This window comes from Phenylobacterium sp. (genome assembly GCF_004297125.1).
In the GTDB taxonomy this organism is placed as follows: domain Bacteria; phylum Pseudomonadota; class Alphaproteobacteria; order Caulobacterales; family Caulobacteraceae; genus Phenylobacterium.
The window spans coordinates 227,540-247,986 of the sequence record NZ_SCVD01000040.1 but is presented as its reverse complement, the minus strand read 5'-3'; the positions used below and the strand labels follow the sequence as shown (position 1 = coordinate 247,986).

The 20,447-nt window shown below is 70.0% G+C and carries 18 protein-coding genes; 13 read left to right on the top strand and 5 right to left on the bottom strand.

Annotation, left to right across the window (positions count from 1 at the left end):
- Nucleotides 1-75 precede the first annotated feature (75 nt).
- Genes EPO51_RS27760 through EPO51_RS27750 form a run of 3 tightly spaced genes read left to right on the top strand, consistent with a single transcriptional unit; the run spans nt 76 to nt 5,220 of the window.
- Nucleotides 76-1,731, top strand: coding sequence for an AMP-binding protein (locus EPO51_RS27760; protein WP_293357463.1), 1,656 nt, complete (start codon nt 76-78; stop codon nt 1,729-1,731).
- A 7-nt stretch (nt 1,732-1,738) separates the two neighbouring features.
- Nucleotides 1,739-3,331, top strand: a complete 1,593-nt coding sequence (locus EPO51_RS27755; protein WP_293357461.1) for a carboxyl transferase domain-containing protein — start codon at nt 1,739-1,741, stop codon at nt 3,329-3,331.
- Between the two features lie 5 nt (nt 3,332-3,336).
- A complete protein-coding gene (locus EPO51_RS27750; protein ID WP_293357459.1) occupies nt 3,337-5,220 on the top strand; it encodes an acetyl/propionyl/methylcrotonyl-CoA carboxylase subunit alpha in 1,884 nt (627 codons plus the stop codon).
- Here the strand turns inward: EPO51_RS27750 and EPO51_RS27745 are convergent.
- The 3 genes from EPO51_RS27745 to EPO51_RS27735 form a co-directional block, all read right to left on the bottom strand.
- Nucleotides 5,217-6,506, bottom strand: a complete 1,290-nt coding sequence (locus tag EPO51_RS27745) for a thiolase family protein (RefSeq protein WP_293357457.1) — start codon at nt 6,504-6,506, stop codon at nt 5,217-5,219. The two genes, EPO51_RS27750 and EPO51_RS27745, sit on opposite strands and share 4 nt — an antisense overlap.
- A gap of 69 nt (nt 6,507-6,575) precedes the next feature.
- Complete coding sequence (locus tag EPO51_RS27740) at nt 6,576-7,790, bottom strand: CoA transferase (RefSeq protein ID WP_293357456.1); 1,215 nt, start codon at nt 7,788-7,790, stop codon at nt 6,576-6,578.
- 125 nt (nt 7,791-7,915) lie between these two features.
- Nucleotides 7,916-8,845 (bottom strand): aldo/keto reductase, encoded by a 930-nt coding sequence (locus EPO51_RS27735; RefSeq protein WP_293357455.1) that lies wholly within the window; start codon nt 8,843-8,845, stop codon nt 7,916-7,918.
- 182 nt (nt 8,846-9,027) lie between these two features.
- Here EPO51_RS27735 and cpaB point away from each other — a divergent pair, with 182 nt between their 5' ends.
- From cpaB to EPO51_RS27705, 6 genes are read left to right on the top strand one after another with little or no spacing between them, the layout of a single operon-like run.
- The gene (cpaB, locus tag EPO51_RS27730) at nt 9,028-9,921 is read left to right on the top strand and encodes a Flp pilus assembly protein CpaB (RefSeq protein WP_293357454.1); all 894 of its coding nucleotides are present in this window, start codon (nt 9,028-9,030) and stop codon (nt 9,919-9,921) included.
- A 4-nt stretch (nt 9,922-9,925) separates the two neighbouring features.
- The gene (locus tag EPO51_RS27725; RefSeq protein WP_293357453.1) at nt 9,926-11,269 is read left to right on the top strand and encodes a type II and III secretion system protein family protein; all 1,344 of its coding nucleotides are present in this window, start codon (nt 9,926-9,928) and stop codon (nt 11,267-11,269) included.
- 8 nt (nt 11,270-11,277) lie between these two features.
- Complete coding sequence (locus EPO51_RS27720; protein WP_293357452.1) at nt 11,278-12,474, top strand: AAA family ATPase; 1,197 nt, start codon at nt 11,278-11,280, stop codon at nt 12,472-12,474.
- Nucleotides 12,474-13,868, top strand: a complete 1,395-nt coding sequence (locus EPO51_RS27715) for a CpaF family protein (protein WP_293357451.1) — start codon at nt 12,474-12,476, stop codon at nt 13,866-13,868. The genes EPO51_RS27720 and EPO51_RS27715 overlap by 1 nt, the downstream gene beginning before the upstream one ends.
- 3 nt (nt 13,869-13,871) lie before the next feature.
- The gene (locus EPO51_RS27710) at nt 13,872-14,831 is read left to right on the top strand and encodes a type II secretion system F family protein (RefSeq protein ID WP_293357450.1); all 960 of its coding nucleotides are present in this window, start codon (nt 13,872-13,874) and stop codon (nt 14,829-14,831) included.
- 4 nt (nt 14,832-14,835) lie between these two features.
- Nucleotides 14,836-15,798, top strand: coding sequence for a type II secretion system F family protein (locus EPO51_RS27705; protein ID WP_293357449.1), 963 nt, complete (start codon nt 14,836-14,838; stop codon nt 15,796-15,798).
- Here EPO51_RS27705 and EPO51_RS27700 read toward each other — a convergent pair whose 3' ends face one another.
- On the bottom strand, nt 15,799-16,872 hold the full coding sequence (locus EPO51_RS27700) for an Rv3169 family protein (protein WP_293357448.1): 1,074 nt from the start codon (nt 16,870-16,872) through the stop codon (nt 15,799-15,801).
- Between the two features lie 100 nt (nt 16,873-16,972).
- Between EPO51_RS27700 and EPO51_RS27695 the strand changes: the two genes are divergently transcribed.
- The 4 genes from EPO51_RS27695 (at nt 16,973) to EPO51_RS27680 (ending at nt 19,997) form a co-directional block, all read left to right on the top strand.
- A complete protein-coding gene (locus tag EPO51_RS27695) occupies nt 16,973-18,304 on the top strand; it encodes a cytochrome P450 (protein ID WP_293357447.1) in 1,332 nt (443 codons plus the stop codon).
- Nucleotides 18,305-19,333 (top strand): phosphotransferase family protein, encoded by a 1,029-nt coding sequence (locus EPO51_RS27690; protein WP_293357446.1) that lies wholly within the window; start codon nt 18,305-18,307, stop codon nt 19,331-19,333.
- Entirely contained in the window at nt 19,330-19,713 is a 384-nt protein-coding gene (locus EPO51_RS27685; protein WP_293357445.1) for a hypothetical protein, read from the top strand. Before EPO51_RS27690 ends, EPO51_RS27685 begins: the two co-directional genes overlap by 4 nt.
- A 113-nt stretch (nt 19,714-19,826) precedes the next feature.
- A complete protein-coding gene (locus EPO51_RS27680; RefSeq protein ID WP_293357444.1) occupies nt 19,827-19,997 on the top strand; it encodes a hypothetical protein in 171 nt (56 codons plus the stop codon).
- 33 nt (nt 19,998-20,030) lie between these two features.
- Here EPO51_RS27680 and EPO51_RS27675 read toward each other — a convergent pair whose 3' ends face one another.
- Nucleotides 20,031-20,345, bottom strand: a complete 315-nt coding sequence (locus EPO51_RS27675; RefSeq protein ID WP_293357443.1) for an NIPSNAP family protein — start codon at nt 20,343-20,345, stop codon at nt 20,031-20,033.
- Nucleotides 20,346-20,447 lie beyond the last annotated feature (102 nt).

Below are 20,447 nucleotides of genomic sequence, written 5' to 3'. Positions count from 1 at the left end.
AACCCGCCGCACGCTTTCCGAGATGACACGTCAGGCCCTGGCGGCCACGATGGGAGAAAACACGGGAGGAGGACGATGGCGGGGCTCAGCTATGTTCACGGGGCCAGCAGCAAGCCGCTGATCGGCAAGACCATCGGCGCCCTGTTCGACGAGACCTGCGCGGCCAATCCGGACCGCCTGGCCCTGATCGTCCGGCATCAGGACGTGCGCTGGACCTACGCGGAGCTGAAGGCCCGGGTCGACGCCTTCGCCGCCGGCCTCATCGCGCTGGGCCTCAATCCCGGCGACCGTGTGGGCGTGTGGGCCCCCAACTGCGCGGAGTGGACGATCACCCAGTTCGCCACCGCCAGGGCGGGGCTGGTGCTGGTGAACATCAATCCGGCCTATCGGCTGTCCGAGGCGGAATATGCGCTGAACAAGGTGGGCTGCCGGGCCCTGGTCACCGCCGTCCGCCACAAGACCAGCGAGTATCTGGCCATGGTCCGCGAGCTGCGCGACGCCGGCCGCCTGCCCCTGCTGGAAACCGTCATCACCATCGGCGACGACCCGCACCGCGGCTGCCTGAGCTTCCCGCACGTGTCGAACACCGCCGACCGCGCCGACCGCGCCCGGCTGGAGGAGATCGGCCCGACGCTGCAGTTCGACGACCCGATCAACATCCAGTTCACCAGCGGCACCACCGGCTTCCCGAAGGGCGCCACGCTCAGCCACCACAACATCCTCAACAACGGCTTCTTCGTCGCCGAGGCCATCTGGCTCCAGGCCGGCGACAAGCTCTGCATCCCCGTCCCGCTCTACCACTGCTTCGGCATGGTGATGGGCAACCTGGGCTGCGTGACCCATGCGGCGACCATGGTCTATCCGGCCGAGGCCTTCGAGCCGCTGGCGGTGCTGGAGGCGGTGGCGGCGGAACAGTGCCAGGCGCTCTATGGCGTGCCGACCATGTTCATCGCCATGCTGGGCCACCCGGACTTCGCGGCCTTCGACCTCAGCTCGCTGCGCACCGGGATCATGGCGGGATCGCCCTGCCCGATCGAGGTGATGCGCCAGGTGATCGACCGGATGCACATGCCGGAGGTGACCATCGCCTATGGCATGACCGAGACCTCGCCCGTCAGCTTCCAGTCCGGCTGCGACGACAGCCTGGAGGTCCGCGTCGGCACCGTCGGCCGCATCCAGCCGCACCTGGAGGTGAAGATCGTCGACGCCGAGGGCCGGATCGTCCCGCGCGGAGAGCCGGGCGAGCTCTGCACGCGCGGCTATTCGGTCATGCTGGGCTACTGGGGCGATCCGGAGCGGACCGCCGAGGCGCTGGACGTGGCCGGCTGGATGCACACCGGCGACCTGGCCACCCTGGACGACGACGGCTGCTGCAACATCGTGGGCCGGATCAAGGACATGGTCATCCGCGGCGGCGAGAACGTCTATCCGCGCGAGATCGAGGAGTTCCTCTATCGCCACCCGGCCATCCAGGACGTGCAGGTGATCGGCGTGCCGGACGCGAAGTACGGAGAGGAGCTGTGCGCCTGGATCGTGCTGAAGCCCGGCGAGCGGCTCTCGGACGACGCGGTCAGGGATTTCTGTCGCGGCCAGATCGCCCACTACAAGATTCCACGGCACATCAAATTCGTGGAAGGCTTCCCCACCACCGTGACGGGGAAGGTGCAGAAGTTTGCCATGCGGGAAGCCATGATCGCGGAACTTGACCTCGTGCTGGAAAAGACGGCCTAGGGCACGCATGAGGAAACTGAAGAGCGCGGTGGACGTGGGCTCCGCCGCCTTCGCCGCCAACGCCGAGGTCAACCGCGGCCTGGTGGCCGAGCTCCGCGAGCGGGTGGAAACGGCGGCCCTGGGCGGGTCCGAGGCCTCGCGCCAGCGCCACACGTCCCGCGGCAAGCTGCTGCCCAGAGATCGCGTGATGCGGCTGCTGGATCCCGGCGCGCCGTTCCTGGAGGTGGGCCAGCTGGTCGCCAATGGCGTCTACAACGACGAGGCTCCCGCGGCCGGCGTGATCACCGGCATCGGCCGGGTGTCGGGCCGCGAGGTGATGATCGTGGCCAACGACGCCACGGTGAAGGGCGGGGCCTACTATCCGCTGACGGTGAAGAAGCATCTCCGCGCCCAGGAGATCGCCATGCAGAACCGCCTGCCCTGCGTCTACCTGGTGGACTCGGGCGGCGCGAACCTGCCGCACCAGGCTGAGGTGTTCCCCGACCGCGACCACTTCGGACGGATCTTCTTCAACCAGGCCCGGATGAGCGCCGAGGGCATCGCCCAGATCGCCTGCGTGATGGGCTCCTGCACCGCCGGCGGGGCCTATGTGCCGGCGATGTCGGACGAGACCATCATCGTGCGCGGCCAGGGGACGATCTTCTTAGGGGGTCCCCCGCTGGTGAAGGCGGCCACCGGCGAGATCATCAGCGCGGAAGAGCTGGGCGGCGCCGACACCCACGGACGTCGCTCCGGCGTGGTCGACCACGTGGCCGAGAACGACGAGCACGCGCTGACCATCGTCCGCCGCATCGTCGCCAACCTGAACACCACCAAGCACGTCGACCTGACGTTTGAAGAACCAGAACCTCCGGCCTACGACCCGGAGGAGCTGTACGGGATCGTGCCGCAGGACGTGCGCGCGCCCTACGACGTGCGCGAGGTGATCGCGCGCATCGTCGACGCCTCGCAGTTCGACGAGTTCAAGGCGCTGTACGGCACGACCCTGGTCTGCGGCTTCGCCCGCATCTGGGGCTATCCGGTGGCGATCCTGGCCAACAACGGGGTGCTGTTCTCGGAGAGCGCGCTGAAGGGCGCCCACTTCATCGAGCTGGCCTGCAAGCGGAAGATCCCGCTGGTGTTCCTGCAGAACATCTCGGGCTTCATGGTCGGCGGCCGCTACGAGGCCGGCGGCATCGCCAAGGACGGGGCCAAGCTGGTGACCGCCGTCGCCTCGGCCGAGGTTCCCAAGTTCACCGTCCTGATCGGCGGCTCGTTCGGGGCCGGCAACTACGGCATGTGCGGCCGGGCCTATTCGCCGCGCTTCCTGTGGACCTGGCCCAACAGCCGCATCAGCGTGATGGGCGGCGAGCAGGCGGCATCGGTCCTGGCCACCGTGCACCGCGACGCGGACAAGTGGACGCCCGAGCAGGAGGAGGCCTTCAAGGCCCCGGTCCGCCAGACCTACGAGGACGAGGGCAACCCCTACTTCGCCACCGCCCGCCTCTGGGACGACGGCGTCATCGACCCCGCCCAGACCCGCCACGTCCTGGGCCTCTCCATCTCGGCGTCGCTCAACGCCCCGGTCCCGGAAACACGCTTCGGCGTGTTCAGGATGTGACCCGCATGTTCAAGTCCGTCCTGGTCGCCAACCGCGGCGAGATCGCCCGCCGCGTGTTCCGCACCGCCCGTGAGATGGGCATCGAGACCGTCGCGGTGTTCTCCGAGGCCGACCGCGACGCGGCCCACGTGCGCGACGCCGACAAGGCGGTGCTGATCGGCCCGGCCGCCGCGCGCGACAGCTATCTCAAGGGCGATCGGGTCATCGCCGCGGCCAAGGCGTCGGGCGCGGAGGCGATCCACCCGGGCTACGGGTTCCTGTCGGAGAACGCGGAGTTCGCGGAAGCCGTCATGGCCGCCGGCCTGATCTGGATCGGGCCGCCGCCCAGCGCCATCCGCGCCATGGGCCTGAAGGATGCGGCCAAGAGCCTGATGGCCAAGGCGGGGGTGCCCGTTACGCCGGGCTACCTGGGCGAGGACCAGTCGGCCAAGACGCTGGCCAAGGAGGCGGCCGGGATCGGCTATCCGGTGCTGATCAAGGCGGTGGCCGGGGGCGGCGGCAAGGGCATGCGCCTGGTCGAGAGCGCCGCCGAGTTCGACGCCGCGCTCGCCTCCTGCCAGCGCGAGGCCAAGGCCAGCTTCGGCGACGGCCGGGTCCTCCTGGAAACCTACGTCACCCGCCCACGCCATATCGAGGTGCAGGTGTTCGGCGACAGCCACGGCAACGTGGTCCACCTCTACGAGCGCGACTGCTCGCTGCAGCGCCGCCACCAGAAGGTGATCGAGGAGGCCCCGGCCCCCGGCATGAGCGACGGGGCCCGCGCCGCCGTCACCGAGGCCGCCGTCAAGGCCGCCAAGGCCGTGGGCTATGTGGGCGCGGGCACGGTGGAGTTCATCGCCGACGCCAGCCACGGCCTGAAGGGCGACCGCATCTGGTTCATGGAGATGAACACCCGCCTGCAGGTGGAGCATCCGGTCACCGAGATGGTCACCGGCCTGGACCTGGTCGAGTGGCAATTCCGCGTCGCCGCCGGCGAGCCGCTGCCGCTGGCCCAAGACCAGATCACCCTCACCGGCCACGCCGTGGAGGCCCGCCTCTACGCCGAGAACCCCGCCACCGGCTTCCTGCCGTCGATCGGCCGGCTGGACAGCTTCAGCCTGCCCACCAGCGTGCGCGTCGACACCGGCGTCGACGAGGGCGACCAGATCAGCCCGTTCTACGACCCGATGATCGCCAAGCTGATCGCCCACGGCGAGGACCGCGACCAGGCCATCGCCGAGCTGGCCGAGGCCTGCGGCGAGGTCGAGGTGTTCCCGGTGAAGACCAACGCCAGCTTCCTGGTCCGCTGCCTGGAGAGCCCGGACTTCATCGTGGGCAGCGTCGACACCGGCCTGATCGGCCGCGAGCTGGAGGCCCTGACCGCCCCGGCCGAGCCCAGCCCCGAGGCCATCGCCACCGCCGGCTGGGCGTTCCGCGAGGCGATCGAGCGCCACGCCGCCAACCATCAGACCACCCCCTGGGTCAGCCTGCGCGGCTTCCGCCTCAACGCGCCGACCGCCGAGACCGCCCGCCTGTTCTACGCCGACGCCGCCGTCGAGGCCGAGATGCCGCTGGAACCCTCGCGGTTCGTCCACGTGGAGAGCGAGGAGGAGATCGTGGTGTTCGAAGGCGGCGAGGCCTTCGTGTTCCGCGACCATCCGCCGGTGGCCGACGGCGACGGCGCGGCCGGCGATGGATCGATCCGCGCACCCATGCCGGGCAAGGTCACCCAGCTCTCGGTCAAGGCCGGCGATACAGTGACCAAAGGCCAGCCGCTGCTGACCCTGGAGGCCATGAAGATGGAGCACGCGCTCAGCGCCCCCTTCGATGGCGTGGTCGAAGAGCTGAGTGCGGAATTGGGCGCCCAGGTCGCCGAAGGGACCGTGCTGGCGAAGCTGACCGCGGCTTAGCCGTTGCGCAGCAGCGCCATGGTCCCCTGGCCGCCGTCGGCGCAGATCGACACCAGGCCCCAGGTCCCGGCCGGCATGGCGGCCAGCTCCTTCACCGCCTGGGACAGGATCCGCGCGCCGGTGGCGCCGAACGGGTGGCCCAGGGCGGTGGAGCCGCCGTTGGGGTTCATCCGCTCGATGGGGAAGCGGCCGAAGTCCACCGTGACGCCGGCCTTGTCGCGCAGGAACGCCGGGTCCTGCAGCGCCTTGATATGCGTCGCCACCTGCGCCGCGAAGGCCTCGTGGATCTCCCAGAGCCCGACGTCCTCGTAACGGAGGCCGTGGCGGGCCAGCAGCTTCGGGATGCCGTAGGCCGGCGACATCAGCAGGTACTCGCTGTGCAGGTCGATGGCGTTGATCTCGTAGTCCACCAGCCGCACGCGCGGCGTGGCGGCCGGAAGCCGCTCCAGCCCCTGGGCGGTGGCGACCCACACGGCGGCGGCGCCGTCCGTGAGCGGGCTGGAATTTCCGGCGGTCAGCGTGCCCTGGCCGCTGGTGCGGTCGAAGGACGGCTTCAGCTTGGCAAGCTTCTCCAGGCTGGTGTCGGCGCGCACCGTGGTGTCGTGGCCGGCTTCGCTCATGCGGATCACGAGGTCGTCGAAGAACCCAGCCTTCCAGGCGGCCGCCGCGTTCCGGTGGCTGTCGAGCGCGATGCGGTCCTGCTCCTCGCGGCCGATCGACCAGCCCTTGGCCATCTCCTCGGTGTGCTCGCCCATGCTCTTGCCGGTGACCCGGTTCTGGATCTTGGGCACGTGCAGGCGCACGTCGGACAGGCGGGTGTGGCTGATCGCCGTCAGGCGGTCGCCGAAGCTCCTCGCCTCCATCACCTTGCGCAGGTCGTCGGAGAGGTTCTGGGTCAGCCCGATCTGCACCCGGCTCATGCTCTCGACCCCGCCCACCAGGGCCAGGTCGCGGCCGCGGCCGTCCAGCATCCCTGCGGCCTGGAACGCGCCGGCCATGCTGGTGGAACAGGCCATCACCGTCGAGAAGGCCGGGATCGAGGGATCGGCGCCGGCGTCCAGCAGGACCTCGCGGGCGATGTTGCTCCAGGCCAGGTTGGGGATCACCGCGCCCCAGATCGCCAGGTCGGGCTTCGCGCCCTCGGCCAGCATCGCCTTGACCACCGGGACTGACAGCTCCAGCGCGTCCTTGCCCGCCAGCACGCCGCCGGCCCGGGCGAACGGCGTCCGCTTGCCGGCCGCGAGCCAGATGCCGTCTTCCGTGGCCTTCGCCGCCACCCGCGCCATGTGCGCCTCCGTCAATGCAGATGGCAGAGATGGCCCTTCGCCGGCGGGCGCGCCAGCTATGCGAAGGTGCTAGGCGCCCGCGACCACGCCGCGGTCGTGCAGGCGCGCGATCTCCCCGCCGTCCAGGCCCAGCACCTCGGCCAGCACCTCGTCGGTGTGCTGGCCCAGCTTCGGCGCCGGCGCGACGGGCCGGCGCTCGTCCTGCGGGATCGTGCCCATGGCGCCGGGCGCGGGATAGGTCAGGCCGCTGGGGTGGGTCACCGCCTGGAAAACCGGGTTGTCCTTGAAGAGCCGCGGGTCGTCCAGCGCCGCCTCCAGGGTCTGGTAGCTGCCCCAGGTGACCCCGCCCGCGTCGAACGCCGGGGTCAATTCGGCGGCGGTCTTGGCGGCGAAGGCCCGCTCGAACAGCGGGTAGAGCCGCTCGCGGTGGGCGAAGCGCAACCCCTCGTCCCTGGCGAACGAGACGCCGAGCTCGGCCTCCAGGGCGGCGGCCTCGGCGCCAATGCCCAGGGCCTCCAGCGCCTTGCTCCACTGCTTGGGCGTGATCGCCAGCAGCATCAGCTTCTGGCCGTCCCTGGTCGTGAAGTCCCGGCCGAAGGCGCCGAACACGTCGTTGCCCATCCGCGGGCGCTGATGGCCGCTGAGCCAGGTCTCGGCGGTGAAGCCCAGGTTGGCCATGGTGGCCGCGCCGATATCCGACAGGGGCGCACGGATCTCGCGCCCGCCCTGTCCCCGGGTCCGCGCCAGCAGGGCCGAGACCAGGGCGAAGGCGCAGTAGGCGCCGGTCAGCAGGTCCCAGGCGGCCAGCACATGGTTCACCGGCCGCTCGTCGCCCACCGGCCCCGTCATCAGCGGCAGGCCCAGCGCCGAGTTGATCGTGTAGTCCATGCCCTGGGACCCGTCCGCCCAGCCCATGACGCGGACGCAGATCAGGTCGTCCCGCAACGCCCGCAGCTTCTCGTACGAAAGGAAGCCGTCCACCGGGAAGTTGGTGACGAAGAGCCCGCCGTCGTCGCCCGGCGCGGCCGCCAGCCGCTGGGCGATCTCCCGGCCCTCGGGGCTGGAAAGGTCGATGGCGATCGACTTCTTGCCCTTGTTCAGGCCTTCCCAATAGAGGCTCGACCCGTTCTCGGCGAGCGGCCAGCGGCGGAAGTCCGGCCCCCCGCCGATGTTGTCGAACCGGATCACCTCAGCGCCCATCTGGGCCAGGTAGAGGCCGCAGGTCGGCGCGGCCACGAAGGCCGAGCCCTCCACAACGCGGAGGCCTTTCAGCAGGTCGTACATTTAAAGCTCCGCTCATCCCTGCGCATGCGGGGACCCAGGCTGTTCTTGCCAGCGTCTCTAGCCGCCCATCGCCCTGCGGAAGGCAAGTCTGGGTCCCCGCATGCGCGGGGATGAAGATATCTGAGTCAGCCCACCAGCTTGCCGACCTCTTCGACCTCTTCCGGCGTCAGGCGCCATTCGGCGGTGGCGGCGTTGGTCCGCACCTGTTCGGGCGTGGTGGCGCCGGCGATCACCGAGGACACCACCGGGTGGCCCAGCAGCCAGGCGAACGCCAGTTCCAGGATCGTGTGGCCGCGTTCCTTCGCCCAGGCCTCCAGCGCCTCGACCCTGTCGAAGTTGGCGTCGTTCAGGGCCGCCTCGCCGCGGGCGCCCCAGGCCTGGAGGCGCGTGCCTTCCGGCGGCGCCACGCCGCGCCTGTACTTGCCCGACAGCAGGCCCGAGGCCAGCGGGAAGAACGGCAGGAAGCCCAGGCCGAAATGCTCGCAGGCCGGCAGCACCTCGCGCTCCACGTCACGCTCCAGCAGCGAATAGAGGTTCTGCGCCGAGACGAACCGGCTGCCGCCCGCCGCCGTCCAATCGGCGTCCGCGATCTGCCAGCCCGTGTAGTTGGAGTTGCCCAGGTAGCGGACCTTGCCCTGGGTCACGAGGTCGTCCAGCGCCCGCAGCGTCTCGTCGACCGGCGTGTCCGCGTCGGGCTGGTGGTGCTGGTAGAGGTCGATGTAGTCCGTCCCGAGACGCTGCAGGCTGTCCTCGACCGCCTGCATGATCCACTTGCGCGAGCCGCCGCGCTTCTTCGGGTCGCCGCCGACCGGCATCCCGAACTTGGTGGCGAGCACGATCTCGCGCCGCCGCTTGCCCAACGCCTTGCCCAGGAACTCCTCCGACTTGGTCCCGCCGTAGACGTCGGCGGTGTCGAAGAGGGTGATCCCCGCCTCGATGGCCGCGTCGACCACGGCCTGCGTCTGGGCCGCGTCGATGCGCATGCCGAAGTTGTTGCAGCCCAGGCCGACCACGCTGACCTTGAGCCCCGAATTCCCGAGCCTGCGCACCTTCATCCGGCCATCTCCGTCCGTTCTCCGGCGCGGAACCTAGCCCCGCGCCGCGGCCGCAGGCCAGCGGATAGCGTCGCTTCGCCACAATCCCTACCGCGCCATTCACCTAACGCGTTGAGGATATCGCAAGGCGGACGTCGTTAACGTGCCGAGATAACTAGAGATTTACGGGCCAGGTCCAGCGCATGCGCGTCGTAACCATCGTCAGCCTCGCCGCTTCGGCGGTCCTGGGGCTTGGAGCTCTCTTCGTCGCCAAGATCGCGTTGCCCAACGCGTCCGCCTCGAAGACCCCGCTCCGCATCGAAGCCAAGGGCGAGCCCGTGGTGGTGGCGTCCCGCGCCCTCAAGTACGGCGAGAAACTCGACGCCGGCATGCTGACGGTGATCAAGGTTCCGACCAACGCGATCCCCGAAGGCTCGTTCACGACCGTCGCCCAGGCCCTGGCGGCCGACCGCGGCGGCGCCCCGGTGGTGCTGGTCCCCCTCGCGTCGCGCGAAGCGCTGCTGCCGGCCAAGCTGTCCGGCCCCGGCGCGCGGCCGTCGGTCGCCGCCGAGATCACCGACGGCATGCGCGCCTACACCCTGAAGGTGAACGACGCCTCGGGCGTCGGCGGCCACGCCCTGCCCGGCGACCACGTCGACGTGGTGCTGATGCGCGACCTGACGCCCGGTGGCGAACAGCGCAACTACATCTCCTACGTCGTGGTCCAGAACGTCCGCGTCCTCGGGGTAGACCTCAACGCCGACCCCACCTCCAACAAGCCGGCGAGCCCCAACACCGCGACCATCGAGGTCTCGGTCGAGGACTCCCAGAAGCTGTCGATCGCCTCCAGCCTGGGCGAACTGTCGCTGGCGCTGCGCCGCAACGGCGCCGCCGAGATCGCCAAGGCGCCGCCGCTTCGCACGGCCGACTTCCTGGGAGGCGGTCGTCCGGCCGCGAGCGGCGCCCGCGGCCCTGCGCGGACCTACTCCGCCATCCTGATCATCGAAGGCGAGCCGGCCAAGCGTTCCCGCCCGGCCTCGAAACGCTCCGCAGCGCCGCCGGCGCCCGCGCAATCCGCCGCCACCGCGACGAGCTGAGACCATGACCGCCATGTCGAGCATCTCCCGCACCGTCCTCAGCGCCCTGGTGGGGCTGTTCCTGGCCGCGGCCGGGGTCACCGTGACGCCGGCCGCTGCGCAGACGCTGGCCAGCGAGCCGGTGATGCGCCGCACGATCCACGTGCCGCGCGACAAGTCCCTGCAGTTCCGCCTGCCGGGCCCGGCGTCGCGGATCGTCATCGCCCAGCCCGAGATCGCCAAGGTCACGGCGACGTCGGAGTCCAGCTTCTACGTCCAGGGCATCGAGTTCGGCTCGACCAACATGCTGGTCTACAGCCGCCGCGGACAGCTCTCGGAAGTGATCGATATCCGCGTCGGCTACGACGCCGAAGGCCTGCAACAGGACCTGACGGCCGCCTTCCCGAGCGAACCCATCCGGGTGCGCAACCTGGGCGAGGTGCTGATGCTGACCGGCGAGATCTCCAACTCCGGAGTCCAGGGCAGCGCCGAGAAGATCGCCGAGAAATACGCCCCGGAGGCGGTCATCTCGCGCCTCACCATCCAGAACTCCCAGCAGGTGATCCTGGAGGTGCGCATCCTCGAGGCCAGCCGTTCCGCCCTGCAGGACATGGGCATCAACATCAGCGCCATCAGCGACAACTTCGCCCTGATCACCGGCCAGGGCCTGGTCGGAGCGAACTCGCCCCATGGCCTCGTCGCCGGCCGCGGCACGATCGGCGGCCTGAACCTCGAGGGCCAGCTCGTCGCGCTGGAGGAGAAGGGCGCCCTGCGCACCCTGGCGCGGCCGAACCTGGTGGCCATCTCGGGCCAGAAGGCCAGCTTCCTGGCCGGCGGCGAATTCCCGTTCCCGGTGCCCGCCGACCTGGGCAAGGTCGCGATCGAGTTCCGCCCCTATGGCGTCAAGCTCAACTTCACGCCGAATGTTCAGGACAACGGGTGGATCCGGCTGAACGTGGAACCCGAGGTCAGCCAGCTCGACTTCAACAACTCGCTGACCATCAACGGCCTGGTCATTCCCGCCCTCACCGTGCGCCGCGCGGCGACCACCCTGGAACTGCGGCCCGGCGACACCTTCGCCATGGCCGGCCTGTTCCAGCACAACTACGAGAACGGCGTGCAGCAGCTGCCCGGCCTGGGCAACCTGCCGGTGCTGGGCGCGCTGTTCCGCTCGGCCCGCTGGAAGCGCGCCGAGAGCGAGCTGCTGATCCTCGTCACGCCCCGGCTCTCCACGCCCGCCGACCGCCAGGTCAAGGCGGTGGACTCCCTGCCGGGCAAGGAGCCGTCCGCCAAGGACCTGTTCCTCAACGGCGCCGCGCTCGACAAGTCCCTGCCGCGGGACGACGGCAAAGGCGCCCCGGTCAAGTGAAGAGTCCAATGCTGCGTTCGAAGTCCGCCTCCGTTTCCGCCGACCTGATCCTGGGCCGCCGCATCCTGGCCCTCGGCGCCAGCCTGCGCGCGCTGGCCGACGGACCCTTGGCCGGGGCGGCGTTCGAGATGGGCTCGGCCTCCAGCCTGGAGAACCTGCCGCCCGGCGCCGTCGACCTGGTGCTGATCGACGCCGACGCGTGGGATGCGCCGGCGCTGGCCGCCTGCGTCAAGGCGCTCTCGGCGCTGCGCGCCGCGCCCCCGGTGCTGATGCTGGGCGAAAGCCTGCCCGCCGGCCTGGTGCGCAACCTGCTCAGGCTCGAGTCGGCCGACATCCTGGAAGCGCCCTACACGCCCGAGGATCTGAAGGCGGCCGTCCTGGCCCTGCTGGCCGAAGCCCAGCCCGTGGCGGCGGCGCCCTCCGAGTCGGCGTCGCGCTGCTGGGGCGTCACCGGCGCCGTCGGCGGCGCCGGCGCCACGACCATCGCCATCGAGATCGCCCACGCCCTCGCCGTGCAGGGCGGCAAGGACAAGTCGGTCTGCCTGGTCGACCTGAACCTCGCGGACGGCGCGGCCGCCGCCTATCTGGGCTGCGCGCCCACCACCCGCCTCGCCGACTTCGGCCACGCCGCCGACCGGATCGACGCGGCCATGCTGCAGGCGTTCGTGACCCCGGTCTCCAAGGGCCTCGACCTGATGGCCGGCGTCCGCGACCCGACGGCCTTCGACGCCGTGGGCCGCGACGCGGTGCTGCGGATGCTGGAGGTGGCGTGCGAGGTCTACGAGTACGTGATCCTGGACCTGCCGCGTCACCGCCGGTCGTGGACCCTGGACGCCCTGTCGGGCTGCGACGAGGTGCTGGTGATCTCCGAACTGACGGTGCCGGCCCTGCTGGCGGCCCGCGCCTATTCCGACGAGATCGAGGACGGCCTGTCGACCGGGCTGCGCCCGCGCATCGTGCTGAACCGCCTGGCCAGCCGCATGTTCGGCCCGGCGCCCTCCATGACCGAGGCCGAGAAGGCGCTGCAGCGCAAGGCCGAGGCCGGCGTCAGCTCCGACTGGGAGGCCGCCGCGGCCTCCGCCAACCTGGGCGGCCCCATCGCCCAGCACCGGCCGAAATCGAAGATCGTCAAGGACGTCCAGACCCTCGTCGAACGACTGGCCGCGCAGCCGCCGCGGCGTGACGCCTCCGCAAAGGCCGCCTGATGGGTCGCTTCAGCCTCGCACGCAACAATCCCGCTCCGGCTCCGGCCGCCGCGCCGCAGCCCCAGGCCAAGGCGCAGCCCGGGACCGCCCCCAAGGCCGAGCCGAAGGCCAAGGGGATCCCGCGCGACGCGAGCCTCGACCTGCGGCTGCGCCTGCACTCGCGCCTGATCGACGAATTGGACCTCTCCAAGCTGGACAAGCTGGAGGAGAGCGAACTGCGCCGGCAGGTGCTGGGCCAGGTGATCCAGTTCGCCCGCGACGAGCGCATGGCGCTCAACAGCAAGGAGCTCGAAGAGCTCGGCGCCTCGATCTACGACGAGATGATGGGGCTGGGGCCGATCGAGCCCCTGCTCAAGGACGAGTCGATCAACGACATCCTGATCAACGGTCCCTTCCAGGTTTATGTGGAGCGGCGCGGCGAGCTTGAGCTCACCCCCATCCGCTTCCGCGACAACGACCACCTGCTGCGCATCGTCCAGCGCATCGTCGCCGGCGTCGGCCGCCGGATCGACGAAAGCCAGCCCATGGTCGACGCCCGCCTGCCCGACGGCAGCCGGGTGAACGCCGCCATCCCGCCGGTCGCCATCGACGGCTGCTCGGTCTCGATCCGGAAATTCTCCAAGAAGCCGCTGACGCTCGAGAAGCTGGTCGAGTTCGGGGCCATGACCCAGTCGATGGCCGACTTCCTGTGGGGCGCTTCGCGCTCCCGGGTCTCGACCGTGATCTCCGGCGGCACCGGCTCGGGCAAGACCACACTGCTCAACGCCCTCTCGGCGGCGATCAGCGAGGGCGAGCGCCTGATCACCATCGAGGACGCCGCGGAGCTGCAGCTCCAGCAGCCGCACGTGGTGCGCATGGAGACCCGTCCGCCGAACATCGAAGGCAAGGGCGAGATCCGCCAGCGCGAGCTGGTCAAGAACGCCCTGCGGATGCGTCCCGACCGCGTCATCCTGGGCGAGGTCCGCTCGGAAGAAGCCTTCGACATGCTGCAGGCCATGAACACCGGCCACGAAGGCTCGATGGCCACGATCCACTCCAACAACCCGCGCGAAGCCATCAGCCGCCTGGAGCAGATGGTGGCCATGGGCGGGATGAACATCGGCCCGGAGGCCGTGCGCTACCAGATCGCCGCCGCCGTGGGGCTGGTGGTCCAGGTGAACCGCCTATCGGACGGCAAGCGCAAGGTGACCCACGTGACCGAGATCGTCGGCATGGAGGGCAACGTGGTGCAGATGCAGGACATCTTCCTGTTCAACCGCACCCACACCGACGCGGACGGCACGGTCCATGGCGAGCACCGGGCCACGGGCCTGCGGCCCCGCTGCCTGGACGAGATGATCCGCCGGGGCATCCCGTACGACACCGCCAATTTCGATCCCAACAAGGTGCTCTGAACGATGGAGATCGACGCCAAGACCATCGTGATGGTGATGATCGGCGCCGCCGTGTTCGCACTGGTGCAGGGCCTGACCGGCGTGCTGTCGGTCGCCACGCAGAAGCGCAAGCTGAACCAGCGTCTGAGGGTGGGCGAGAAGGTCGAAGGCGTCTCGGCCCTGGTGGTGGAGTTGCGCAAGCAGCGCGGCCTGACCGCCTCGGGGTCGCGCTCGCAGAGCCTGCGTTGGCTCTCCAGCCTCATCGTCGCCTCGGGCCTGCCCTACGACCAGCGGAAGTGGCTGATGTACGTGGCGGCCGCCACGATCGTCGGCGGCGTGGGCCTGGGTCTTCTGACGCGGACGCCGATCGGCCTGGCCGGCGGCGCGCTCCTGGGCGGCGTCATCGTTCCGTTGGGCTTCCTGAAGATCAAGGCGGGGAAGCGCAACACCGCCCTGGGGCACCAGCTTCCGCAGGCCCTGGACATCATCGTCCGCTCGCTCGAGGCGGGCCACCCGGTGCCCACCGCGGTCACCCTCGTGGGACGCGAGATGAGCGACCCCATCGGCACCGAGTTCGGCATGGCCGCCGACGAGATCGCCTATGGCGCCACCCTGGAGCAGGCCGTCGAGCGGATGTCCGAGCGGTGCCAGCATGCGGACATCGACCTCTTCGCCGCCACCGTGCGGCTGCAGGAGAAGACGGGCGGGAACCTCACCGGCCTGCTGAAGCTCAACGCCAACACCGTGCGCGAACGCCACAAGATGCGCCTGAAGATCAAGGCGGCCTCGTCGGAAGGCCGCGCTTCGGCGATGATCCTGACCGCGGCGCCGTTCGTGGCCCTGGGCGCGATTCTGGTGATTTCGCCCAAGTTCTATGGCGACGTGATCGACGAGCCGGTGGTGCGATGGAGCCTCGCCGGCCTCGGCTTCTGGGTCTTCCTGGGCAACATGATCATGCGGCGCATGATCGACATGCGGGTCTGACCCGATGAATCTCGAAACCATCATCTATGTGGTGGGCCTGGTGCTCACCGTGGGCGCGCTCGGCGGCCTGGCCATCGTGGGCGCCGGCGAACTTCGGGTCCGTTCGCTGCGTCGCAGCCGCCTGTCGGGCGCCGCGACGGGTTCGGGGGGCCGGTCCCGCGCCGAGCCCCTGGTGGAGAAGACCGGCGGCGTCGTCGTCGCCCAGGTCCTCTCGACCGTACGCCGGCTGGGCCAGCAGAGCGCGGTCCGCGACCCGGCGAAGGTCTCGGTGCTGCGCTCACGGCTGACGCAGGCGGGCTTCTACAGCCGGGAAGCCCCGGTGATCTTCCTGGGCGTGAAGGCCGTGGCGCTGGCGCTGGCGACCGTGGCCGTGATCCTCGTCCTGCCGATGATGATCAACCACAAGGGCGGGAACCTGGGCGCCCTGGCCATGGCCGTGGCCGTCTCGCTGGTCGCGCTCTATGGCCCCGACAAGGTGCTGGACAGCCGAAAGACCACGCGCGAGCGCGAGTATTCCGAGGGCTTCCCCGACCTGCTCGACCTGCTGGTGGCCTCGGTCGAGGCCGGCCTGTCGCTGGACGCCGCGGTGACGCGGGTGACCGAGGAGCTGGAGCGCCGCTACCCGAACCTCACGGTCCACCTGCGTTTCCTGGTCCTGGAACTGCGCGCCGGCCGCGCGCGGAAGGACGCCTGGACCGCCTTCGCCGAGCGGCTGGGGATCGAGGACGCCCGCGCCCTGGCCACCATGCTGCGCCAGGCCGAGGACATGGGCACCAGCCTGGGCGAGACGCTCTCGGTGTTCTCCGCCGACATGCGGGTGAAGCGCATGCTGCGCGCCGAGGAAAAGGCGCTGGGCCTCTCGGCCAAGCTGACCGTCCCGCTGATCCTCTTCATCTTCCCGGCGCTGCTGGGCTCCCTGATGCTGCCGGCCATCGTCCGCGTGATGAGGATAATGGCCAACGGCTAGCTAGAAGCCGAGCGGCCGATAGGGCCCCAGGATCAGCTGTTCGAACACGCCCACCCCCTGCTGGTCCTCCTGGCCGGGAACCGACAGGGTCGCCCGGCTGATCGCCTGGATGTGCAGGTTGCCCGGGTCGTTGGGGTCGAAGGTCTCGCAATCGAAGTCCTCGCGCGCCACGGCCAGCTCGCCCTTCAGCGCCCCGTGCCGCCACTCGCCGCCGTAGCCGATGCCGCGCATCAGGAACGTCGCCACCGGCTCGATCTTCACCGTCGCCGCGCCCTGTTCCATCGGGATGGTCAGCACCCCGCCTCTGGCGTGCCGGGTGCCGGGGATGAGCTCGGTGGCCATGGTGGCCGCGTCGGTGTGATAGCCGCCCTCCGGCCCCGCGCCGTCCTCCAGGATCACCGCGCGGGTGTTCCAGGGCTTGCCGTCCGGATCGGCGTTGATGTGGAAATAGACCGAGCGGTCCGCGAAGTTCAGCGGCGACCACTGCCAGAAGAAGCCGGTGATCCCGGCGCCCGGCGTCGGCTGCGGATCGGGCGCGCCCACCGGCCGGATGCCCCAGGACCGGTCGCGGGTGCCGACCCAGCCCGAGACTTCGATCCGCTCGCCGTCCACCTCCAGCCAGCCCGAGGCCCGCACGTTCTGGGTCAGGCGGGTGTAGTCCATGAACAGGCGTGGGCCGTTGCGCTTGACGAAGCGCGGCTCCTCGATCGGGAAGGCGCGGCCCTCGAAGACGATCTCGCCGGCGATCCCCTCGGTCCTGGCCACCGTCACCTTCAGCTTCTGCAGCGGCTCCAGGATGTCGATGCCGATCGGCCCGACCTGAAGGTCCATCCGCTCCAGGCCCAGCACGCGCGAGGCGTGCAGGCAGCGCTCCTTGCCGTCCTTGACGATGGCGATGTGGGCGTCGGCCACGTTCAGCGCCGGATAGACCCCGTAGGCCACCGCCACGAAGGCCGAGCCGTCGGCCGAGTAGGCGTTGAAGAAATAGCGGTCGTAGAAATTCCGGTCCGACCCCGCATAGGCGATGGGCTCCGGAGTCTGGTGGATCGGGTAGTCATCGCCCTTGGTCAGCATCGGTCTGGCGCCTCCGGTTGACGCGCGGTCATGCTTGCGGGCCGTCGCGTGGGGGTATCAACTCGGCCCACGATAAGAACAACGGGAGGCGTCGTCCCGCGTGACCTCGCGTCAGGCCGGCGATGAATTTGCGATGGGCGTCATGACCGCCACCGACCACCGGATTCCGCAACCCCTGGCCGACAGCCTGGGCACGCCCGCGGCCTATGCCGACGGCACGATCTACGAGACCTATCGCTGGCTGCGCGAGAACGAGCCGATGGGGGTCGCCAAGATCGAGGGCGTCGACCCGTTCTGGGTCGCGACCCGGCACGCCGACATCCTGGAGATCAGCCGCCAGAACGACCTGTTCCACAACGGCGACCGCTCGCCGACCCTGACCAGCATCGCCGTGGACAGGAAGGTCCGGGAGATGATGGGCGGCAGTCCGCACCTGCTGCGGACCCTGATCCACATGGACGCGCCGGATCACCACAAGTACCGCGCCCTGACCCAGGCCTGGTTCATGCCGCAGAACCTGAAGAAACTGGAGGATCGGATCCGGGTGATCGCCCGCGGGGCGGTCGACAAGATGGCCGCCAAGGGGGGCGAGTGCGATTTCGTCAACGAGGTCGCCCTGCACTTCCCGCTGCATGTGATCATGGAGATCCTGGGCGTGCCGGAGGGGGACGAGCCCCGGATGCTGAAGCTGACCCAGGAGCTGTTCGGCGCGGCGGATCCGGAGCTGGGCCGCGGCGGCGAGGCGGCGACCTTCGTCAATGCCCCGGACCGCGACTTCGACTTCCAGGTGATCGTCGATTTCTCGAACTACTTCCGGGCGCTGTCCGAGGCGCGGCGCAAGGATCCGACCGACGACCTGGCCAGCGTCATCGCCAACAGCCAGATCGACGGGGCCCCGATCTCCGACCTGGAGGCGATGAGCTACTACATCATCGTCGCCACCGCGGGACACGACACGACCTCGTCCTCGACGGGCGGCGCCATGTGGGCCCTGGCCGAGAATCCGGGCGAGTTCCGCAAGCTGAAGGCCGACCCGTCGCTGATCCCGGGGCTGGTGGACGAGTCCATCCGCTGGACCACCCCGGTGAAGACCTTCATGCGCACCGTCACCGCCGACACCGAATTCGCCGGCCGCCAGATGAAGCAGAACGACTGGCTGATGCTCTGCTACGCCTCGGGCAACCGCGACGAGGAGGTGTTTGAGGCGCCCGACGAGTTCCGGGTGGACCGCAAGCCCAACAGGCACCTGGCGTTCGGCTACGGCGCCCACCTGTGCCTGGGCCAGCACCTGGCGAAGATGGAGATGCGGATCCTCTGGGAGGAGCTGATCCCCAGGCTCGAATCCGTCGAGCTGGCGGGCGCGCCGGCCAACAGCCAGGCCGTGTTCGTCAACGGCCCCAAGCGCCTGCCGATCCGCTTCAAGATGGCCTGAATGGGCCACGCGCTGGAGCCGCGGCTGGCGGCCTATATCGCCGGGCGGATGCCGGAGGCGGCCGATGTCGCCGTCTCAGCCCTGGAGCGGATCTCGGGCGGGGCCAGCCGCGAGACCTACCGGTTCACCCTGAGCTGGACGGAGGCCGGCGCCGAACGGACGCGCCGGCTGATCCTGCGCCGCGACCCGCCGGCCAGCCTGATCGACACCGAGCGGCGCGTGGAGTTCGAGGCCTATCGCGCCTTTCACAACTCGGCCGTCCCGGTGCCCGAGATGCTGTGGCTGGAGGAGGCCGCCGACGCCCTCGACCACCCGTTCTTCGTCGCCGAGGAGCTCTGTGGCTATCAGGCCTCGCCGCAGATGCTGCTGTCGGGCGCGTTCGATGCGGTCCTGCCCAGGGTGGCCGAGGCCAAGTGGGCGATCCTGGGCGAGATCGCCAAGGCCGATCCCGGCGCCCTGGACCTGACCCGATGGATGGAGCCGCCGCCGCTCGACGCCTGCTGGAAGCGCGAGCTCGACCACTGGGAAGCCCTGATCGACAAGGACCAAGCCGAGCCCCTGCCCGTCACCCGCGCCGCCATCCGCTGGCTGCGCGCCAACCCACCCCCGCCAGCCCAGAAGCTGAGCGTCGTCCACGGCGACTACCGGACCGGCAATTTCCTGTTCGACGAGGCGGGGGATATCCACGGGATCCTCGATTGGGAAATGAGCCACCTGGGCGATCCGCTGGAGGACCTGGGCTGGAGCCTGCAGCCGATCTGGACCTTCGGCCGGGCCGGCCAGGCCGGCGGCCTGTGCAGCCCGGACGAGGCCGTCGCCATCTGGGAGCGCGCCTCGGGCCTGAAGGCCGACCCCGCCGCCCTGCACTGGTGGATCCTGTTCAACTGCGTGAAGGGCCAGGGCATCTGGGTGGGCTCGGCGGCGGCCTTCAACCGGGGCGGCAACCGCGCCCCGATCATGATCTATCCGGCCTGGTGGCTGATCAACGCCCAGGACCGCGCCATGCTGCAGGTGATGGGACGCCTATGAACCCGCCCGTGCCCCCGGTCCTGGCCGAACTGGCCGGCCTGCTGCTGAAGAACGCCATGCCGGGCGTGCCCGAGCCGGAGCGCGCCAGCGACCTGTCGCTGTCGGCCATGCTGCTGATGGTCGTGGGCGAGATCTGGGACCGACAGGCCCATGTCCTGGTGGAGGAGAATCGCGCCCTCCGCATCCTGTTGGGCGAGGCGGGCGAGGACCCCGACCTGCACCTGTCGGTCCTGAAGGCCGAGAACGACCGGCTGCGCGCCGCCCTCATCGACGCCCACGCCGCGGCCGAGGCGGCGGGCGACGGGGCGCGCCAGGCGGCCATCTGGGTCGAGCTCGTGGCCTCCACCGAGCGACGGAGGCTGTCCACCGCGCCCGTCTAGCGGAGGCGCCTGCGACAGGCCGCCGCAGGCCGGGCGCCGCGCCCGTCCAGCCCTGTTAATCGGGGGGAAGTCCTCCCGGGCGCAAACTCGCCTCAACAAGAAAGAGGTGGGTGATGGCGGTTCCGAAACTGAAGACGCTTGAGCGCGACCCGGTGATCGAGAAGCTGGAGAACGGCGAGTACGAGCGCCAGCTCGACCTGTTCCAGGACGTCATCGACGAAGCCACCGCCGTGCTGCGCCGCGCCTATGACGCCATGAAGGCCGAGAACACCCTGCGCTCCTGACCGCCGCGCCGGACGGCCAAGGGGCATGCCCGCTCAGGCCGCCGGCTCCACCGGGGTCAGGAACGTCCGCTCCTCCGACAGGATGAACCGCTTCGCACTCGCCGTGGCGAAATTGGCCGATCCGGCGGGATCGGTCTTCAGCCGCGCGCGATAGGCCTCGTAGGCCGCCAGGCTCTCGAACGAGATCATGGCGAGGGCGACGTTGTTGGTCCCCTCGTGGGGCATGAAATAGCCGAGCAGGTCGCCGCCGCAGGCCGGGATGATGGTCAGCCAGTTCCGTGCATAGGCCTCGAAGGCGTCGCGCTGGAAGGGGTCGATGACGTAGCGGATGCAGCAGGTGACGGTCATGGGAGGCTCCGGGGTCTGGCCCGACCGGATAGCCGTCCGCGCCCCGCCCAGGCTTCGATCGCGGCCGAAGCATGCCAGGCCTGGGCGCGCTATGTTGGCGGC

Bases quoted from the DNA above. Each gene is read 5' to 3' on its own strand.
- EPO51_RS27740 (WP_293357456.1), bottom strand. From the start codon at position 7,790: ATGTACGACCTGCTGAAAGGCCTCCGCGTTGTGGAGGGCTCGGCCTTC.
- EPO51_RS27705 (WP_293357449.1), top strand. From the start codon at position 14,836: ATGAATCTCGAAACCATCATCTATGTGGTGGGCCTGGTGCTCACCGTG.
- EPO51_RS27680 (WP_293357444.1), top strand. From the start codon at position 19,827: ATGGCGGTTCCGAAACTGAAGACGCTTGAGCGCGACCCGGTGATCGAG.
- EPO51_RS27675 (WP_293357443.1), bottom strand. From the start codon at position 20,345: ATGACCGTCACCTGCTGCATCCGCTACGTCATCGACCCCTTCCAGCGC.
- EPO51_RS27745 (WP_293357457.1), bottom strand. From the start codon at position 6,506: ATGGCGCGGGTGGCGGCGAAGGCCACGGAAGACGGCATCTGGCTCGCG.
- cpaB (WP_293357454.1), top strand. From the start codon at position 9,028: ATGCGCGTCGTAACCATCGTCAGCCTCGCCGCTTCGGCGGTCCTGGGG.
- EPO51_RS27735 (WP_293357455.1), bottom strand. From the start codon at position 8,845: ATGAAGGTGCGCAGGCTCGGGAATTCGGGGCTCAAGGTCAGCGTGGTC.
- EPO51_RS27690 (WP_293357446.1), top strand. From the start codon at position 18,305: ATGGGCCACGCGCTGGAGCCGCGGCTGGCGGCCTATATCGCCGGGCGG.
- EPO51_RS27710 (WP_293357450.1), top strand. From the start codon at position 13,872: ATGGAGATCGACGCCAAGACCATCGTGATGGTGATGATCGGCGCCGCC.
- EPO51_RS27685 (WP_293357445.1), top strand. From the start codon at position 19,330: ATGAACCCGCCCGTGCCCCCGGTCCTGGCCGAACTGGCCGGCCTGCTG.
- EPO51_RS27720 (WP_293357452.1), top strand. From the start codon at position 11,278: ATGCTGCGTTCGAAGTCCGCCTCCGTTTCCGCCGACCTGATCCTGGGC.
- EPO51_RS27725 (WP_293357453.1), top strand. From the start codon at position 9,926: ATGACCGCCATGTCGAGCATCTCCCGCACCGTCCTCAGCGCCCTGGTG.
- EPO51_RS27700 (WP_293357448.1), bottom strand. From the start codon at position 16,872: ATGCTGACCAAGGGCGATGACTACCCGATCCACCAGACTCCGGAGCCC.
- EPO51_RS27760 (WP_293357463.1), top strand. From the start codon at position 76: ATGGCGGGGCTCAGCTATGTTCACGGGGCCAGCAGCAAGCCGCTGATC.
- EPO51_RS27750 (WP_293357459.1), top strand. From the start codon at position 3,337: ATGTTCAAGTCCGTCCTGGTCGCCAACCGCGGCGAGATCGCCCGCCGC.
- EPO51_RS27715 (WP_293357451.1), top strand. From the start codon at position 12,474: ATGGGTCGCTTCAGCCTCGCACGCAACAATCCCGCTCCGGCTCCGGCC.
- EPO51_RS27755 (WP_293357461.1), top strand. From the start codon at position 1,739: ATGAGGAAACTGAAGAGCGCGGTGGACGTGGGCTCCGCCGCCTTCGCC.